Genomic DNA, 19,784 nt, shown 5'->3' with positions numbered 1-19,784 from the left:
GTTGCTCTAATATTTTTGTGATATTCCAATTATCTAACATCCTCCTTACACTCTATTTTCCTATCTATATTTTCATCTTGTAAATCTCTTTTTTCTATTTTTTCTTTGAAATATCCAAGCCTGTCTATTACCGAACTTTTTTCTCTTTTATATAAATCACCGATATTTTGAACCGTACTATCTCTAAAATCTGCATCGTACCTGTCGGCTACTCCGTCTAAGTCCATATCCTTTGAGAGCGGATCATAGAAATTGCCGTCATCATCTATTTCAAGTCCAAGTGCTGCTTTTAGCTTTTCTTCATCAACATAGACCAGTTCATTAAAATCCCAAAATGCAATCCCTGTTTTAATTTGTATCAGTTCCTTTGTATCACTTGCATCAAGCGGATCATAGGTATACTGGAAGCTGTCAATTAAGGTACTGTCTACATAGGTATTTAGCTTGTAATTAATTAAATCAAGGCTTGTCTGTATTTCATGCTTTTCATCCGGTGTAGTTGTATAAGCCACGCCCACATCTGTCAAATCAGGAAACATGGTGTCAAAATCCTCTACATTATGGGCTTCGTCATATTCTTTGTTAAGAAAATGAATGAGTTCTTCCTTTACTTCTTCCAAAAGCGGATTTTTCTCTTCTTTTATATCTTCTTTTCGTCCCATATCAAGCAAGCGATTTACCTCTGCAAGTCTTAATGTCTTTTCTTTTAAAAGCTCTGCCTGTGTAAATTTCTTAATAATTTCAAGTCTTGCCGTTTCTAATTGATTTTCGGTGTCTTTCAGTTTTCCAAGTGTCTGCTCCAATCTCTCCGGCAGCTTATCAAGGACATTATCCATTCTTGTGATATTTCCTATCTCGTCTGTTCCAAACTCTCCGTAATGACTCTCTTCTCCTTTGAGATTGAATTTATACTGATTGGAAAAACTGTCATAATATACGAATAAATCAAAGTTTCGATACTCTCCGATTTTTACTTGCTCAGACTTAAAATCATCTGTCTTTTTTATAGCTTTTATTCTGTTTATTAAAAACTCTCCGGCTTGCTTTTTATCGGTATATTTTTTCCCACTTAAAGTTAAAGAGGTGAATTTTGATGCGGTTTCTTTATCCGCCTTTTTCTCTGTTTCTGTTTCTTTTTTATTATTCTCTATATTCTCTATATTTTCTATATTTTCTAAAGCGGTCTGAGCGTACTTTTCTGTTTTTGCTGTCTTTTCTTCTCCATACGGCTCTACTTTTTTGATATCCTTTTTCAAATTTTCTATTTTTTCTTTTAGGCGTTCAATTTCTTTTGGATATACCTTTACAACCTTATCTTCCATTTTATACAAGTTGGATTTAAAGTTGGACTCCAGCATTTTAAGTTTACTTACCTCGACATCAAGATCCATCTTCTCACGAATAAGCGGATTTCCTGTAGCAAGTGCCTTGATTTCGGCATAATTTAATGTAGCTTCATCGACATCTTCTGCAATACGCACAGGCGTTTTACTTGTCATAATTTGAGAGATATATTTTTGCTTATTTTCAAGTGTCTGGAAAAGATAAGCATCAAAGGTGTTTTCCGTTATATAGCGAAAGATATAAACATCTTGATTTTCATTGCCCTGACGGACTATACGACCTGCTCTTTGTGCCAAATCCGCAGGTCTCCATGGTATATCTAGATCATGAATGGCAATCAGCTTATCCTGACAGTTTGTTCCTGCCCCGCACTTGCCGGTAGAACCCAGTAATACTCTGATTTCTCCTTTTCTCACCTTATTAAAAATAGCATCTTTTTCTTTGTTGTTTTTTGCATTATGAATAAATTCTATTTCATTTTCCGGCACTCCCATTTTTATAAGTTTTTCCTTTATATCATTATAGATGTTAAATTCATTACTTGGTATAGACATATCGCAAAAAACTAACTGTGCTGACTTCTTATCTTTGTATTTATCCCAAATGCTAAATACATTACTGACACAAGCATTTACCTTACTGTTTTCATCATCCGGAAGCAACGGATTGATTAACCTTTGGTCAAGTGCCATTTTCTTACCGTCATTGGTAATAAGGAGCATATTGTCGACAGAGGAAGCTACCTGTTTTGAGCGAACCTTATCCGCTCGTTCGGAAAAAGTTTCAAGAATTTGTTTTTGCTCCCCAGTCGGCTTTGTCTTTATGGTTTCATAATGGGCATTTGGCGTTGGTAAATTTAATACATCCGCCGTCTTTATATCCATAAACTGTTTTACAATATTCATCAGTTCCGGTAAATTAAAAAATTTTGCAAATCTGGTCTTGCTCCTGTATCCGTTTCCTTCCGGATTCAGTTCAATCGCTGTTACGGTTTCTCCAAAGGTGGAAGCCCAAGAATCAAAATGCTGATGGTGCATCTTTTTAAGCTCATCATACTGAAGATAACGCTGCATAGTATAAAGCTCTGCCATACTATTACTTACGGGAGTTCCCGTTGCAAATACAATGCCTTTATTATTTGTAATTTCATCCATATACCTGCACTTCATTAACATATCGCTTGATTTTTGTGAATCCGTGGTTGTAATTCCGGCTACATTTCTCATCTTAGTAAATACATATAAATTTTTAAACGCCTGCACCTCGTCTACAAAGAGCTTATCTATCCCCAATTCTTCAAAGGTTACAACGTCATCCTTTTTGTAATCATCATTTAGTTTTTTAAGTTTTGCCTCCAAGTTTTTCTTTGTTTTTTCCAGTTGCTTAACCGTAAACCTCTGGTCTTTATCCCTTTTATACTCATATATATAATCCAAAATTTCATTAATCTGGCTTTGCAGTTCATACTCCTGTCTTTCCTTTGAAATTGGAATTTTCTCGTATTGACTATGCCCTATAATTACCGCATCGTAATCACCGGTTGCAATCCTTGAGCAAAATCTTTTTCGTTTATCCGGTGCAAAGTCTTTTTCTGTGGCACAAAGAATATTAGCGGAAGGATACAATTCATTAAATTCTCTGCCAAATTGTTCCACGATATGGTTGGGAACTACAATCATCGACTTGCTGCTCATACCAAGTCTTTTAGATTCCATAGCAATTCCTATCATTTCAAAGGTCTTTCCGGCTCCTACTTCGTGTGCAAGCAGAGTATTTCCGCCAAAAAGTCCTCGTGCAATCGCATCTCTTTGATGAGGTCTAAGCTCTATTTCGGGATTCATTCCGTCAAAAGTAAGGTTGCTGCCGTCATATTCTCTAAGCCTTATGGAATTGAATCTCTTGTTGTATTCTCCTACCAGTCTTGTTCTTCTGTCTATATCATCAAAAATCCAGTTTTTAAACTCTTCCTTGATGATTTCCTGTTTACTCCTTGCAAGCATTGTTTCTTTTTGGTTTAAGACCGATCTTCTCCTGCCTTCTTCATCAATGATTTGATCGTATACATTGGTATCTCTAAGGTTTAAGGTATCTTCAATCAGCTTATAGGCACTTACCCTGATTGTTCCGTATGTGAAATCGGCAAGGTCATTTCCTTTATCTACGCTTTTACCTTCTACTTTGTATTCCCCTGTGAAATTGGTATATTTAATATCAATCTTCCATCTATGTGAAGCAGATGTCTTTAACAGATGAAACATAAAACTCTTATAATCTTTCTCAGGTATCCAAGTTGCCCCCATTCTTACGGTTATTTCACTTGCATCAAGTTCTTTTGGCATTACTTCCAATAGTTTTTGTTTCTGGTAATGAAGGGCGGACAGTTCTTTATTTAATATTTCATTGTCTTTTCGTATTTCTTCTTTATTTGGCATTTCTTCTTTGTTTGCTATATCTAATCCATTGCTGCCTTGCAAATCATATAATTTTTCTAAATCAGCTTCAAAATCGGCTTCATTTTGCTTAATTTCATGCTCTACATTTTTTATATACGAATCTATTATTTCTATCTTTTCTCTGATATTGCCTGATAAATATTCATCCGAAGTTACATAAGCTCTTGAAAAATCTCCCAAGTCTATTGCCGATGTAAAAGGCGTAATCTCTGTCGGTTCAAAGCTGTCGAGATTTAAGAATATCTCTCCTTTTAGTCCGTCAATAATTTCTGCTCTTGTTTTATCCGTCAGCTCCTTAATATAGTCAAAATTGACGTTTCCTTTTTGGGAAACGGATAAAATAAGGGCTTGCATCAAATTATTCGTATGAGTAATTGCCACCGCTTTTTTTATGGTTCTTTTTGTAAATATATCTGATTTGCCGATAAAAGCCCCTTCTTTATCCAGCTTTTCCAAAGTGGAAAGTAGGGAATAGTTGGCATCTTCACGAAACAGCTTTTTATTTGCCTTGCTGTTTAAAATTCCGTATTTCTTAGAAAACTCATCATAAAGGCGGTTTAACTCCCCTTGCTTTTCTTTAATTTCTTCATCGGAATAATCTTCTTTTTGATAGGTAATTACCTGTCTTAATGCTTTTTCAATTTTAAGATATGCCTTTACTTTCTCCTCATCGGTTTTACTTAAATCCACCTTTTGCATTACAGAATTTTCTCTAAAATATATCTTGTCATCAATTACTGCGTAGGAATAGTTTTTCACACTGTCATCTGCCGAGACGGTTTCGGTTTCCAGTTCATTATTTAACTCTACTTTTTCATAACTGCCCTTAATATTTTTGATTGCATGGTTTAGCTGTTCTTTTAGCGTAATACTTTCATCTGCAATGCAGGCTAAGGCTGTCCCGAACCTGCTTGATATTTCCTGCATATTCCCAAGCACCATGGTGGGATTATCTACAAAGTATTTGTTATATGTCAGTCCTTGTTCATCGGTATCAAGCTTTATCCAATCTTCATCAAGTTTTAATAATCTGTCTCTTTTTTTAAGGAAGATAATATCGCTTGTTACCTCTGTTCCGGCTTCTGCTTTAAATGTGTTATTAGGTAATCTAATTGCTCCTAAAAACTCTGCTTTCTCACTGATATATCTTCTTACATCTTCGCTTTTTTTATCCATTGTGCCGGATGAGGTTATAAAGGCTATTACACCGCCTGAACGCATTTTGTCTAAAGTTTTTGCCAAAAAATAATCGTGAATAAGAAAATTATTTTTTTCATACTCACGATCCGATATTTTATATTCTCCAAACGGTACATTTCCCACCGCTACATCAAACAGGTTATTTGAAAAGACTGTTTCTTCAAAGCCTTTTATTTGAATATTGGCATTAGGATATAGCTTTTTAGCGATTTGTCCGCTGATACTGTCAAGCTCTACGCCATAAAATTTACTTTCCTGCATACTGTCAGGCAGATTGCCAATAAACCTGCCTGTTGCACAGCTCGGTTCTAAGATGTTTCCGCTTTCAAAACCCATATTAGATAATGTCTGATAGATACTGTCAATCACTGCCTTTGGGGTATAAAAGGCGGTAAGGGTGCTTTCTCTTGCCGCATCATATTCATCTGATGACAGGTTTTCTTTTAGAAAATCTCTTGCATCTTTCCATTGTCCCTGTTTTTCTTCATCAAACACATCGGAAAGTCCGCCCCAACCAACGTATTTACTTAATATGTCCTGTTCTTCCTTGGTGGCATGGCTATGTCTTTCTTCGATTTCTTTTAAAACTTTGATTGCCTCAATATTGTTTCTAAGCCTTTCCGACGGCGGCAAGATTTCATCTTCTCTTGTTATTTTATAATTAACCGGTGGAATCCCGCCCATATATTCATCATCTTCGGCATATCTTTCTTTTTCTTTTATTTTTTCCTTATATTCCTGCATCTGCCAAAACATTTCATCCGTAATAGGTGAGGTAATGGAAGAACCTGCTACTCTCGGAACTCCTCTTTTTTCCCTGTCCTCTTTCATTTCAGAAAGTATCTCTAAATCAAGTTCACTTTCATTTCTAAAAGAAAGTATTTCACTGCCTGTTATAAAGCCGTTTAAATAGCCTTCATTATCATCTAATTTTATTGTCTTATATGTTTTATAGTCCTGAATTTCAGAAATCACATATTCTTTGCCCTGATACTTTACCTGCATTCTTTCTTGATAAATCGGCTCTTTTGTCTGTTCTTTCTTTTCCTCGTTGGCTCTTTCAATCTGCTGATTAATATAACCTGTGAGCATAACATTTCTATGATTATCATCAAGCAGATAAGGCAGGTTTTGCAGCATTTCATGATAGCTGTCATAGGAAACTGCAACATTGGTGTTTAGCATATATCCGTTGTATCTTAAATTTTGTTTTAACTGCTTATTTTTCATATCCAAAACAAGCTCTGCCTCATAGCCTTTTCTTCCATCAATGCTGTCTGTTATATGCTTTGGTGCTGTTAAGTGTTCTTTAGATATATTTTTTTCATTTAAGATAAACTCTTCGCTTTGAGGACGAAACTGATACTCACCAATTTCCTTTATATCTTTAAAAATAAGGGCTGATAAAATTTCTTTTTTATCTCTGATTTCCAGTATTTTGGCTTTTTCTTCTTCCGGTAGATTTACATTAAAGTGTATTTCATTTTCTCGGTTGATATAGGCAATATTTTGATAGGCATCATCTATTTTTAAGTTTCTGTTATACACATAAATATCGTTATAGTAGTCCGGAAACCGTTCATTAAAACTTGCCACCTCAAAATCAAAACCGCCTTTTTCTTCCGTTACCTTATCCGATGAAATTTCATAAATCCCTTGATTTTCAAGATAAAATACATCATTTAAATAGGTTAAATTTACCTCTTTCATACTTGCAGCAATCTCGTCAAAAAGTGCATCAATCTTGGTGCTTTCTTCAAAGGTTGTTCCTCGATATAGCGGATAGATTTTCCCCTCAAAGTTATTTTCTTTCGGATAAATTCTAAGTCCTGTTTCTTCTAAAGATATATCCTTTACTTTTTCCTTTTCTACAACGGCATAGTAATTACCGACTTTGACTGCAATCTTATCTTCAGTAGCTGTCTTTGCTATGTCATCTTCTACCTCAGTTTCTACAGCCTTTATTTTTTCTAAGAACCTGTCAACATTACTTGAATAGATTAAGCTGTCCGTATTGTTGTATACTACTCTATACTCTCCGTCATTATTTTTGAAAAAAGTAAAACGGGCTAAATCGGATAATTCTTTATCTTCCTCAAAAGGATTATATTCATCAAACTTTAAACCATCGGTATATACAAAGTTTCTAAAATGTGGTAACAGTTTCTTATAATCATCTTTACTCGATACCACAGTCATAGACTCATTTTCTAAAATATCCTTTAAGGTATTATCTATATCTTCTGCACTGTGTTCTTCGGTTTCTCTGCTTATGTTCATCTGTTCATAAAGATACTGAAAACCTCTTTGGTTTACCTCATTTCCATCCCCGATATCCATTCTGAAGTGTTCTTCCACTTCTCCGTCTACAATATGATCAAAATAGAATTTAGAATAACCTACCCACTCGTCAGTCATTTCTCCATATTCATCTTCACCTACCGTTTTGTTATGAACTCTAATTTTTTCATCTATTTCTTTGATTTCATCAAGCAACTCTTTCGTAACAAGCTCTCCGGTATAATTTTTTTCTATAAGCCCTCCATCTTCATGAAACTCTACAACCCAATAATCGTTTTGAGTTTGATTTGGCACTGCATTATCTGCCGAAAAACCATTATTCCCTATTTCCATTTTGCTTTCATAAATTTTCTTTGCCTCTTCATAGGATATTTCTCTTTCATCTTGAAGCATTAGGATTTCCTGTTCTCTTTGTCTGTCCCATTTAGAGCTTTCGTTTTGAGCAAAAGAAAAAGAAGCCTGATTGACTTCTTTTTCCTCGTCTTCTATATGTTCCTGTTCTAAGTTTTGTGTATTTTCTTCATGTTGCTCACTTATGCCCAAACGATTTGTTCCATTGCCATTTTTGTCAGTGTCATATCCAAGTTCTTCTTCAGCCCTGCGTATTTTAGAAAGTCCTGATCCTGCATTTCTTGTGTCATTCCCCAAGCTTCTTTCATTCTCAGCTCCTCCATCTCTAAGAAATTCTCCACTTGTTCCTGAATATCTGTCAGATGATTCATCAGGGTTTCTTCCATAAGCATAATCTGATAATCTTCCTGTCTTTCCTCTTTGAGATATTTCAGTCTCGCTTTGCCGAATCGGTTCAGCTTGCCAAGCTCGATTTTCTCCGGCAGTTTCATATTCGGAATTAACACTTCCGCTCCGTCTGCCATCTTCTCCAGTCTGTAAGTTCCTCCCTGTCTCTCGAACGGACTTTCTTTCACGATCGGTGTATAAATCTCGTTTTCCAAGATGTATTCCTTCTTCGCCAATACTACGGTTTCTTTCATCTTCCAAGCCTCCTTTATTTCTTTCATTTTCTATCATTTCAGTAGCTTTGTTAATTTCATCTGCAACCTTATTATAACGCTCCTGCTCCTTTTTTGTCTGCTCCCTTTTTTGAATTTCTGAAAATTTTTCTCTTTCTTCCACTTTTGAAATTTCTCTACCTATATCCATAAGGATTCTTTTCACATTGTTTGAAGTATAGGCAAGTAATCTGTCAATATCTTGCGTACTTGAAACTCTTGATAGCAGATTTAATTTTTCCCTATCAACTAAAAAAGGAAGCCCCATTCTTTCATATACCGACACCTTTGCAGATTCTTCTAAAAAATGAAGTATATTTACTTTACTGTTTTCTTTTAGGGTTTCATCACTTAAAGAATCAAGCACCTTATTTAATATCTGCCTTGTATATAGCAAAACAAGCGTATTTATCTTATCTTCTGTAGAAAATATAAGGTTGCTGTTTTTTTCTTTAAAAGTATCAATCAAGGTATCTAAAGCGGTGATATGCCTTTCATTATGATATTTCCATAATTTCACCTCAGAAATACTATGATTTAAGCTCACTGTCTGACTTACATCAAAGATATATTTTATTTTCTCCCTTTGAATATCTAAAACGGGAATCCCTTTTTCTCCCCTGCTTACATTTCTTCCAATACTTTTCCAATAGTCGTATTCCGCACAGGCGGTTGCCTTTTCATTTACCGTATATATGCTAAGCTGATTAAAATACGGATATTTATAGTTGTTTCCTACAACTTTTAGATAGCTTTCATACCTGTTTGTATTTTCCCTAAATTCTTCTTTTGCAAAATCAAGAATCTGTTTGATTTCATCAAATTTATATCTTGGCACTACATTTCCCTCCTTTATCTTTTTCTGTTCTTCTTTGTCTGTTTTTCTCTTAGGTCTATATGCTTTTTCCCAATGATAAAATTGATTGATAGAGCTTATTGCTTTATTTGCTATATAGTGGATATAGTTGGTATTTCCTCGTCTTTTATACCATTTTTCTCTTTTTAGTCCGCTGTTTTCCATTAATGATATTGCCATTTCTACATTTCCTGTATAGTAAAGTAGCCTTTGTAGCATAAAAAAATCAGCCTCCGATCGGCTGTTAAAATAGCTTTCATAATTACCATAATAGATTCTTCTTAAATCTTCTCCGGTGTATGAAAAATATCCTTTTTCAAAGAGTAATTCCAACACATCATTAGATGATTGCCTGTATCTTTGCACAAAAGGATTCTCTTTTATACTTTTTTTCTCTTTTTCATTCCTTTTTTCTTTATCTTCACTTTGATTGCCCACAGCAGGCATATACTTTTGATAAAGAGGCAATAACTCTTGCTCGATAGGTTTGATATGGCTTCTATCCTTGTCTTTTATTACATTCCCTGTTACTGTAAAAAATCGTCCCTCATCATAAATCTCTAAATTTTTATGCCTTTTTCTTTCTCCCGGAACTTTACCCTTGCCGATAAAATGTAATCCCGTCTTGGACGGTGATAATTCGGCATAAGTGGAAATTTCTCTTAAAAAATCGGCTGTCATAGAGCTTGCATCATAATCTAAACTATATGCCATAATATCATCGCTTACTTTGTCAATGTCAATTCCGATATATCCATCGCCTAAGAAAAAGCCAAGCCCCTCTCCAATATTTCGATTAAGTGCGGCTATACAATCTTCATAGGAATACCATGTCGCTTTATCATTGGACTTGGCAGGTTTTGCACTTGGCATTAAGGGTAGTTTTGTATTTTTCCCATCTCTTTGAATGATTTTATATAAGCACCAGCGTTTCTCTTTTTTAAGATTATCAGGAATGTTTTCATAATTTTTTATGAGATTATCCATAATATTTACCTCTATTATAGCTCCATTCCCTTATCTTTTTTGGGTACTTTTACATCCCTTGCTTTTTCCTCCTTCTTGATTTTTTGCTGATTTTCTTTTAATTTTTTGAGTACAGACGGTTTTTTCTCTGCCGGTCTTTCTTTTGGTTTTTCTTTTTCTTCCCTTTTCACTATGCCCTTGTCCGCCATTTCCGCTTTTAATATTTCTTTTGAGCTTATTTCCTTTTTCTCTTCATTTTCTGTTGGAGTAGTTTCTTTCTCTTCTTGCTGTTTATCCTCATTGTGTTTTATAGATATATCTTCTTTTCGTGTATTATCTTCATGGTTTTGCCCATCTTGGATAAGTTTTTCTTCGTCTTTTTGAATTTCTTTGGATAGATTATCTAACTTTTCAAGGCAGCTATCCAGTTTCTTTTGTTGTTCCCTGATAAAATCCTGCATGGAGTTTACCAGCCCTTTTACAATTCCTATTTTTATCTGTACAAATTTTTCCTGTGCTTTGGTGAGGTTATAGGAAAGCTGATGTTTCATATTGTCATACAGATGTTTGATACTTCCTATCGCTTTTTCCTGTAAACTCATAAGGGCATTTCCTACAGACTTAATATCTCGCACAATCAGTGAACTTAACCCTATGTTTTCCATTTCATTTAATCGCTTAATCTCTGCTTTCAGTCCTGTGATTTCTTCTTTTAAGGCTTTTAATTCTTCGATATTTGTATCAAAGTCCTTATTTTTCATCTCATCTTTCATTTCCTTAGCTATATTAAGCTGCTGATTAGTGTTTTCTTCTAAAAAGCCTGTTGTCTTTGTATATTCCTCTTTAATCTCGCTCATTACTTCTTTTGTTCTGTTTTCCTGTGATTGCTGTGATTGTAATACTTTGTTCTTATCCATGTTTTCCTCCTTCGTTTTTTTTCAATCGTTTTATTCCATTTTTTTATCGAATCCACTTTAACTCTGTATATCCTTTATAGCCCACCTCCCATAGAAACCACGCAAATGCTATGGCACTGCTTTTACATTTTTCAAACTCTCCATTTTTTGCACAATTCAGTCTTTTAGAAAAAACATACACTTTTTTTGGCGGATACTTTCTAAATAACTCATATCTTGATTGACCTTCTAAAAATGCCAACCGAAAAAGCATTGCTATTTTTACTCCTTCTTTTGATATTTTAAGTGCGTGTCTTAAAAATTCGCCTGCACAAAAATAGGGTGGATTGGTTACAATATCTAAGGTATTTTCTTTAACTGTGAAAAAATCAATTTCCTTTTCTTCTCCATAGCCTCTATAATAAATATCTGTCGCTTTTACTCTATAACCGTATTCTTCTAATACTTTTCCGATATGCCCCTGTCCACAAGCCGGTTCATAGATATGTTCTCTAAAAGTTTCTCTTTTAAGCAATTCCTTAATCGCTCTTTGGTCAGTGGCATAAAAATCTAATTTTTCTCTGTCTTTATCAAATTTTATTAAAGTATCAAACATAGGCTAAGCCTCCTGATACTTGGTAACAGCATTTTTTATTTCAGTTTCAATGCCTTCTAAGAATTTTTCTTTGGAAGATTTTCCCTGTGCAATATCCGATAATTCCATTTCCCATTTAGCGGTGGTTTCAGCGGACTTAAAGACATCTGCAACAATCGTTACAAGGCTGATTCCTTTATGGGTTGCTTTCAAATTTTTCTTATCTCTTTCAATAAAGCCTTTGTAAATCAGGTTCTCAATTATTCCTGCCCTTGTTGCAGGTGTTCCCAGCCCTTTTCTTTCAACCTCAACACCTTTTTCTAAGGCTTCACTTCCTGCAATCTCCATAGCTTTAAGCAAAGTGTCCTCTGTAAAGTGCTTTGGCGGCTGCGTATATTTTTCTTTGATTGATTTCTTCTTAATTTCAAGAATATCTCCAACACTAACACTTGGTAAGATAATATCTTCATTCTTTTTAGACTTATATTCCTTCAAATACTTAGTAAAGCCCTCATCTGCAATCACTTTGCCGTTACTTGTAAACTGAAATCCATTAAATGAAGCTACAATCTTTGTTGTGTTTTCAATTAAAGGATAGCCCACACTTGCGTGTAGTTTACTTAAAATAAGCCGATACACCTTTGTTTCACTTCCCGGAATACTCGATAAATCTTCATTCAATGAGCTTGCTGTCGGAATAATGGCATGGTGATCCGTAACCTTACTTGAATTAAAAATGACCTTAATACGCTCTTTATCAAATTCATTTTTTTCCAATACGTTATTTATCGTACTTGTAACCATATCTGTTGTAAGGTATCTGCTGTCCGTTCTCGGATAAGTAATAAGTTTCTTTTCGTATAGACTCTGGGCGTAATCAAGTGTCTGTTTTGCACTATATCCAAAGTATTTATTGCACTCTCTTTGCAAGGTGGTTAAATCAAAGGGTAAGTCTGGTTTCGTGATTTTTTCTTTCTGAATCACATCAGTGATTTCAATTTTTTCTCCGACTAAATTTTTAAGCTGCTCTGCTATCTCCAAATTATCAATTCTATCTGTCGATAGCGTAAAATCATTCATAGAAAGCTCAACCGTGTAATATTTTTCTTTTTTGAAATTTGCTATCTCATCATCTCTTTTTACAATCATGGCAAGAGTAGGGGTTTGAACTCTGCCAACGCTGTAATTTTGCTTATATAAACAAGAATAAAACCTGCTGATATTCATTCCGACAAGCCAATCGGCTATGGCTCTTGCTTGTGCCGATTCAAAGAGATTGTCATAATCTTTTCCGTCTTTTAAATTCTCAAATCCCTCTTTTATTGCACTATCTTCCATTGAGGAAATCCAAAGGCGTTTTATTTTCTTTTTGCAATTTGCCTTATGATATACAAGTCTAAATATACTTTCTCCTTCTCGTCCTGCATCACAGGCATTGATAACAGTATCAAGCTCTTTATCATTCATCAGCTTTTTAAGGATAGCAAACTGCTTCTTCGTTGCCTTAGATACTTCATACTTGTAGTGTTTTGGAATAATTGGCAAGTCCTCTATATTCCATTTTGCATACTTTTCATCGTAAATCTCCGGATTTGCCATCTGAATTAAGTGTCCCACACACCAAGAAACCCTGTATCCGTTTCCTTCATAATATCCGTCCTGTTTTTTTGTTGCCCCAAGTACCTTTGAAATAGATAGGGCAACGCTCGGTTTTTCTGCTACCACCAATTTATGTTTCATAAATTCCTCCTTTTTCCATAAAAAAAGAGCGAAAGATTTTTCTCTCGCTCAAAGTTTTCTCTTAAATACTGCACCATATTTAAGAACGTTTATATTTACTTATTACTATTTATTTCTTTACTGTCCAATGGCCGTCTTTGGCACCACCGACATATTCGATGACTTTTTCTTCAGTTAATTTTTTCAAATCCCTCTCTATTGTTCGCTCTGAAACATAGAATATTTTTGATAGATCAAGGGCAGTAACTTTTGAATTTCCCTCAATAATCTCAATAATATGCTTTCGCCTATCATCAGGCTTTAGTTTTTGACCGACACTTTGACCGACATTTTGACCGACATTTTGACCCTCATAATTTAGATTTTTCAAAACCGTAAAAAATGCACTTTCTGTTGACCTGAATTTAGGTTTCAATTCTTCTCTATAATTTTTGCAGGACTCATAGGCTTCAATAATTTTTCTAAGTCCGAAGTCACGTCTTTTTATTAAATTTATTTTATGTTTTTTACCAATCCTATCATCGTATCTATTACATCATCAAAGCTTATTTCTCCTGCATAACTAAATCTTTTTTGATAACTGCTCCATCGTATTTTAAGATCTTTCTCAGCTTTTAGAGTATTTAATACCTCAAGAATGCTGTCAATATTAAAAATTGTGCTCCTATGCTTAAATGTATTTTGGCACGCTTTCTCTAACCGCTCAAAATCAATCTCTTCTTTTTTCAAATGATATAAAATGTAAATATCGTAAAAATCTTTACTCCTGCTGTTGAATACCCCTCTTTGATATACTGTCTGAATCTTCTCGGCAAGGATTGTTTCTATATTATATGCACAAATCTCAAAAATGCTATCATCAAAAATACTTTTATATTCATAGGATATTTCACTTGGTGTAATAGGATCGCCTGTTGTTATATCAAGCGGAATAATTTGCCTAATATTTTCTAGTCTGCAAAGAACTGTAATCCTAAATCCGCCATATTCATCTTCTTTGCGGATTTCTTCTATTTTCTGAATCTCATAAGTAATACCCATATCTTTTCCGCTTTGGAATATTTTTTCAAATCTTTGCTTTATATTTTCTTCGGTAAGAGAAAATCTTCTTATCAAAAAATCAATATCTACTGTGTTTCTCTGCCTGATTCCGATTACATTTGCAAGTAAAAAACCTCCTTTGAAAATAAAGTTTTCATTTTCTTCACTATCTGCTATCTTTCCTAAAATACTTTCTAAAAAATAGTGTGTTTGCACAGCATTAAAACTAAGGCCTGTTTCTTTTGACAGTTTTTGGCATATAGCCCTTAGCTTATCCTTATTCATAAACAACCTCCAAAATTTCTTTTACTTTTTCATATATCTTCATCGTTTTTGAATACTCATATAGTTTGTTCAAATCCTTATGTTCATAATGGACATACTTGTTAATCGTTTTTGAAAACAGTTCAGTTTCTATTTCGCTTCTGTTTTTAATAAGGTCGCAAACCGTTCTTTCCAAATCATAAACTTTTACTATATTCCCAAACATTGTTTGACACTTTGTAATCCCCAAATTATAAATTGTTCTTGTTACATAGTGAATTCTCACATTTTTGCTTATACGATGTGGATTGTACCCTTTGTATACTGTAACTTCCATTTCATTTGGGATAATGTCTGTAAATCCCTGAAGATAAAGAGCGGATACATAAGAAAAAACAGCGACCTTACACCTGTTATGAAAAAAATAATACTCATCATAATCTCCATTTAAATCTATATATATTCCTCTATCCGCACGAATCAGTTCCCCTTTCTCCATCATTCGTGTGAGATATATGGTAGGAATATTAGAGTTTTTAAGTTCTTTACTTGTAATAACTCCACCTGTTTTATCCAATTTTTCTTTTATCATTTTTATATAATCCATAGTACATTCCCTTTCTTGTTGCAATAATGCTTACATTATATCATATGGTACGCACGATTACAACATTAAGGTTTGTATTTCTCTTTATAACTTTATTCCTCATCTTCATCATCATAGGAATCTATTGCCATATCATCTATGTTTTGCGGCTCTTTTTCTGCCATATCTTCTGCACTATCCTCTCTTTCATACTCATCTTCCAATTCGTCATATTCTTCCTCATCTTCCGTGTCATCATCTTGCTTCTTCTTATAAATCTTAAAGTAGTATCCTGCTCCAACTACTGCAAGAACGATGATTCCTAAGAAAATATAAGAGCCTCCGCCTTTGCTTTCTTCTATTTTCGGATCTTCTTTTTTTATTTCAGGTTTAATCTCTGTATCTTCAATCTTTTTAATTTCCTCTTTCGGTTTTTCTTTTACTTCAACCATATTGAGCAGATCATCTTCACTAACCTCGGTTAAGAGCATGACATTTTGTCCTTCTTCATCGTGATTAATGATGAGATGAAAGGTTTTGCCGGATTTGGTCTTAAAGGTGATAAACTGTCTGGCATCGGCGGAGTATTTATCTTTTATCTCTCCTTCTGCATCTCCATGATGAATCGGATAGTTCCCGTTGGCATTGTTTACATTTTCTATGAGCTGTGCTTTGGCAGTGCTTGGCTCTGTGGGAGTTCCTTTATTGTTTGAACTGTTTTCATTATCCTGACTGTTCTTTGGCGGTTCTTTGGCTTCCAGTTTATTTGGAAATCGCAGCACTTTTTCTTCTTTTTTCTCCTGTACCTGCTCTGTTTCCTGCTCCGTTTGTTTTTCCGCTTCGCTTTCTTTTACCTGAGCAAAAGCCGTATTTGTATGGATGATAGCAATAAGAAGCAGCATCCATACGCAAAATACTCTTTTTAATTGTGTTCTCCTATTTTTCAATTTGATTTTCATGATTTTCCTCCATATTATTATGATTTTTGGTATGTGTCATTTCCTGTAACTTCCTTTTTTCCTGTTTTTCCTCTTTTTTATAATTTCTCATCATCTCTAAAAAGTCATCTATGGAAATATCAATACTTCGATACTCTTTTAGAACATGGGTATTTTCCATTTCCACCTGTTCTTCTTTTAACATCTCCTGTTTTAACTTCAGTTCTTCTATTTTTTTCTGAATATCTTTTTGCTTTTCTATATTTTTTCTGTATTTTTTATTCAAATTTCCACCTCCTACTTTGGTCTGCCGTAGCCGTAAAGATGCTCTCTCCAATAGGGCGTATCTATTTTTGCATACCGAATCGGATCTCCGGCATGAATCATATAACCACCACCTACATAGATACCGACATGGCTTATTGGCGAGCCTGAATTGTATGTTCCTTTAAAAAAGATAATATCTCCCGGTTTTGCTTCACTTGGTGAAATGGGATTACAGTAATTTTTATAAATTCCCCAAGCTGTTGTTCTTGGCATGTTTTTTATCCCCGAATGGGTATACACCCAGCAGACAAAAGAAGAACAGTCAAAGTTATTCGGTCCATTTGCCCCGAAAACATATCTTTTTCCGATATGTTTTTCCGCCTCATGAACAATTCTCTTTACACTTTCCTCATTAAACTCAAGTCCGGGATTTGAAAAATCGGGATTATCTACAATCTCCGACAGATTTCCGCTTCCGGTTCCAAAGACCCGCTCCATATTTCCTTTGCTTGCAAGTAAGATTTCGTAATGAGATAAGTTGTCGGGATAAGCCTGAAATGCCTCTCTGATAATATCGTCCATCTCTCTTTTTTCTAAGGTTACAATGAGTTTCTTATACTCATACGGTTCTTCATGACTTTCCGTATGTTCATTGCCGTCAGCATCCGTATAGCTTGTTGTAACGGTTTTATATCTGATTTCGATCTCTTCCTTATAGGTTAAGGTATACATATTTTGAAACAGACTTTGAAGTTCACTTTCCACCTCAGAGATATTCTTTACAATTCCATAACGGGCTGTGATATAAGACAAGAGTTCATGGACATTATGACCAATTTTTTCTTTCCCGTTTATAATATATTCATCATAACCCGGATGATTTTCCTCTACACTGTCCATTTCTTCTTGCAAAGCCTGTTCTAAAGATGAAAACTCCTGATTGGTTTCTTTGAGTACATCTTCTGATGATAAGTAGGTGGTTGAAACGGTATTGCCTACCATCCCCGTTCCCATATTCATCATCATACTTCCCGCCTGAAAGAGCATAAAAAATATTCCTAACGCTAAGAGCGATAGAAATACTATCTTTTTCCCTCTGGATTTTACAAATTCGCCAAAGTGTTTGCTTGACTCTATCAAGGATTTTTTTATTCTGTTTTTTACACTGTCTTTATACTTCTTTTGAATCTGCTTTTTATACTGCCTTCTCTTAAAGAACTGTCTGAGCCTTGAGGTATTTTGGTAATCCGCACTTTTTTTCATCTCTTCCATATTCTTTTGAAAAAAGAGTTTCTTTTCTTGATTTTCAATCCTTTTACCTAATTTTGTTATCTTTTTTTGCCTTTTTAAATTTTTCTTTTTTCCAGAATGATATATTTTCCTTGAAATATTTTCGACTTGATCTGTAACCTTATAAGCAGCCGCAACTGCGGCATTATCCTCTTTTCCACTTTCCAAATACCGATTTACCATCCCCGTTGCTATCACTGCACTTTTAGCACTTTGCGTTTTTCCGTCAAGTCCATTATTTTTTAGTTTCTGCTCTTGTTTTTGCTTTTTTTTGCGTAACTTAGATATTTTCTTTTCCTTATTTTCAAATTTCCTTGCCTTTTTTTGTGATATGTTTTTATCCGTCGTTTTTGTAGTTTTTCTTTTATCCTTTCCATCCTGAGCGGAATTCTTTTTTGTATCCTTATTTCTTGTAAACTCCTTATCCTCAAAATTACTCCTCACATATTTCTTCTGCTTTTCCGATTTTGGACTTTCTTTTAAAAAGGTATCTTTTGCATAATTTTTATATCTCTTATTCTTGAGTTTTGGATTTTTTACATATTCATCATAATTTTTTTCCTTATCATTTTGCCTGTTATCGTACTTTTCATCATCTGCAAGAGTTCGATACGATACTTTACTATCCCTAAAATCCACATCGTACCTGTCTATTACGCCATCATTATCCATATCTTTAGACAATAGATCATAAACCTCTTTTTCTTGCTTATGAAATTTATTGATCTGCTTTTGCATCTTTTTTCTACGTTTTTCGGCTTGAAAGACAGACTGATTTTGCTTTATATCTCCCTTATCGGATAAGTGAAAAGTTTCATTCTGATTTTTGAGATATTCTGCTTTATAATTATCCTGAGTTTGAACCTGCAAAGGCTGCTTTTCTTGATTTAATGATTTTGCCCTGTTATTTCTATACTGTATCTTCCTTTTCTTTGCCAAGTTTTTTCACCTCCGTTTCAATTCTTTTCTTTGTAAGATTTACATATTCCTCATTTAATTCAATTCCGATATACTTTCGATTATGAAGCAGTGCTATAAGTCCAACTGTTCCACTTCCAATAAAAGGATCAAGGATTATCCCACCTTTCGGGCAACCTGCAATCATACAAATCTCAGCCAATTTTGGAGGAAAGGCTGCATAGTGATTTCCCCTAAAAGAGGTGGTATTGATGGTCCAAATATCCCTTTTGTTGCGAAACTGAGGGATATTATCTCCTTTGTACTGCCCATATCCTCTTGCTTCATTGATTTTTTGTATCTTTGCTCCGGAATTTTCGTTTAGATACTTATTTTCCTTACTTCTTCCTCTTACATATCTTTTTTTACTGACTTCTTTCATCGGCTCTGCTAAAGAATCATAGTCATAGTAGTATCTTGGCGATTTGGAAAGTAAAAAGATATGTTCATAAGAACGAGTAGGTCTATCCTTGCAAGCCTCCGGCATGGCATTTTCCTTATGCCAGATAATATCCGAGCGAAGATACCATCCGTCCTCTCTTAAAGCAAAAGCCAATCTCCAAGGTATTCCCATTAAATCCTTTGACTTGTATCCTAACACCTTTTGTGTAATCGAGGGATTTTGCCCGTTTCTTCCCTTTGGATATTTAGGATCTCTTTGTTCTTTCTTACTGCTTGTTCCTGCATAAGAGTCCCCAATCACAATAAAGCAAGTGCCGTCTTTTTTTAATACTCTTCTTACCTCTCTAAATACATTTATTAGCCTGTCGAGGTATTCTTCTACCGTTTTTTCTCTTCCGATTTGCTCTTTTTTATGGTAATCCCTAAGCCCATAATACGGGGGTGATGTAATTGAGCAATTTATACTTTCATCCGGAAAATTCTTTAATGTTTCAAGTGCATCCCCACAAATAATTCTATTTTCATTTTCTTTTAGAAATGCCTCTTTACTTCTGTCCACGCTCATCCCTATTCACCTGCCTTTTTTACTTCTTCAGGTTTAGTTTATTAGGTAACTATTGTTATTAGAGAAGCCCATAAAACACTCCAATATGGAAGTGTTTTCGAGCTTCTCACCGA

General features: G+C 34.6%; 11 protein-coding genes. All 11 read right to left on the bottom strand.

Features of this window, described 5'->3' with window-relative positions; genetic code table 11:
• Window positions 1-29 precede the first annotated feature (29 nt).
• The 11 genes from C3V36_07810 to C3V36_07760 all read right to left on the bottom strand — a co-directional run bounded on the left by C3V36_07810 (window position 30) and on the right by C3V36_07760 (window position 19,671).
• Window positions 30-10,151, bottom strand: coding sequence for a helicase (locus C3V36_07810; protein ID AVM69155.1), 10,122 nt, complete (start codon window positions 10,149-10,151; stop codon window positions 30-32).
• A gap of 14 nt (window positions 10,152-10,165) precedes the next feature.
• Entirely contained in the window at window positions 10,166-11,047 is an 882-nt protein-coding gene (locus C3V36_07805) for a conjugal transfer protein (protein ID AVM69154.1), read from the bottom strand.
• 43 nt (window positions 11,048-11,090) lie between these two features.
• Window positions 11,091-11,642 (bottom strand): conjugal transfer protein, encoded by a 552-nt coding sequence (locus tag C3V36_07800; protein ID AVM69153.1) that lies wholly within the window; start codon window positions 11,640-11,642, stop codon window positions 11,091-11,093.
• Window positions 11,643-11,645: 3 nt separating this feature from the next.
• Window positions 11,646-13,361 (bottom strand): DNA topoisomerase III, encoded by a 1,716-nt coding sequence (locus C3V36_07795; GenBank protein ID AVM69152.1) that lies wholly within the window; start codon window positions 13,359-13,361, stop codon window positions 11,646-11,648.
• 109 nt (window positions 13,362-13,470) lie between these two features.
• The gene (locus C3V36_07790; GenBank protein AVM69151.1) at window positions 13,471-13,776 is read right to left on the bottom strand and encodes an HTH domain-containing protein; all 306 of its coding nucleotides are present in this window, start codon (window positions 13,774-13,776) and stop codon (window positions 13,471-13,473) included.
• A 77-nt stretch (window positions 13,777-13,853) separates the two neighbouring features.
• Window positions 13,854-14,687 carry an abortive phage infection protein gene (locus C3V36_07785; protein AVM69150.1) on the bottom strand — a complete coding sequence of 278 codons (834 nt, stop codon included), beginning with the start codon at window positions 14,685-14,687 and terminating at the stop codon, window positions 13,854-13,856.
• Window positions 14,680-15,273, bottom strand: coding sequence for an abortive phage infection protein (locus tag C3V36_07780; GenBank protein ID AVM69149.1), 594 nt, complete (start codon window positions 15,271-15,273; stop codon window positions 14,680-14,682). Before C3V36_07780 ends, C3V36_07785 begins: the two co-directional genes overlap by 8 nt.
• Window positions 15,274-15,365: 92 nt before the next feature.
• Window positions 15,366-16,211, bottom strand: a complete 846-nt coding sequence (locus tag C3V36_07775; GenBank protein AVM69148.1) for a hypothetical protein — start codon at window positions 16,209-16,211, stop codon at window positions 15,366-15,368.
• Window positions 16,189-16,476 (bottom strand): conjugal transfer protein, encoded by a 288-nt coding sequence (locus C3V36_07770; protein AVM69147.1) that lies wholly within the window; start codon window positions 16,474-16,476, stop codon window positions 16,189-16,191. Before C3V36_07770 ends, C3V36_07775 begins: the two co-directional genes overlap by 23 nt.
• Window positions 16,477-16,487: 11 nt before the next feature.
• Window positions 16,488-18,686 carry a CHAP domain-containing protein gene (locus tag C3V36_07765; GenBank protein ID AVM69146.1) on the bottom strand — a complete coding sequence of 733 codons (2,199 nt, stop codon included), beginning with the start codon at window positions 18,684-18,686 and terminating at the stop codon, window positions 16,488-16,490.
• On the bottom strand, window positions 18,658-19,671 hold the full coding sequence (locus C3V36_07760; protein AVM69145.1) for a site-specific DNA-methyltransferase: 1,014 nt from the start codon (window positions 19,669-19,671) through the stop codon (window positions 18,658-18,660). Before C3V36_07760 ends, C3V36_07765 begins: the two co-directional genes overlap by 29 nt.
• Between the last annotated feature and the right edge of the window lie 113 nt (window positions 19,672-19,784).

The organism is Lachnospiraceae bacterium oral taxon 500, assembly GCA_002999035.1.
Lineage (GTDB): Bacteria > Bacillota > Clostridia > Lachnospirales > Vallitaleaceae > W11650.
The sequence above is the reverse complement of the archived record's forward strand: the minus strand, read 5'-3'. Positions and strand labels throughout refer to the sequence as shown.

What these genes read in the sequence shown, in the direction of transcription:
- C3V36_07780 (AVM69149.1), bottom strand. Translation starts at nt 15,273, where the DNA reads ATGGATTATATAAAAATGATAAAAGAAAAATTGGATAAAACAGGTGGA.
- C3V36_07810 (AVM69155.1), bottom strand. Translation starts at nt 10,151, where the DNA reads ATGGATAATCTCATAAAAAATTATGAAAACATTCCTGATAATCTTAAA.
- C3V36_07805 (AVM69154.1), bottom strand. Translation starts at nt 11,047, where the DNA reads ATGGATAAGAACAAAGTATTACAATCACAGCAATCACAGGAAAACAGA.
- C3V36_07785 (AVM69150.1), bottom strand. Translation starts at nt 14,687, where the DNA reads ATGAATAAGGATAAGCTAAGGGCTATATGCCAAAAACTGTCAAAAGAA.
- C3V36_07775 (AVM69148.1), bottom strand. Translation starts at nt 16,211, where the DNA reads ATGAAAATCAAATTGAAAAATAGGAGAACACAATTAAAAAGAGTATTT.
- C3V36_07795 (AVM69152.1), bottom strand. Translation starts at nt 13,361, where the DNA reads ATGAAACATAAATTGGTGGTAGCAGAAAAACCGAGCGTTGCCCTATCT.
- C3V36_07760 (AVM69145.1), bottom strand. Translation starts at nt 19,671, where the DNA reads ATGAGCGTGGACAGAAGTAAAGAGGCATTTCTAAAAGAAAATGAAAAT.
- C3V36_07800 (AVM69153.1), bottom strand. Translation starts at nt 11,642, where the DNA reads ATGTTTGATACTTTAATAAAATTTGATAAAGACAGAGAAAAATTAGAT.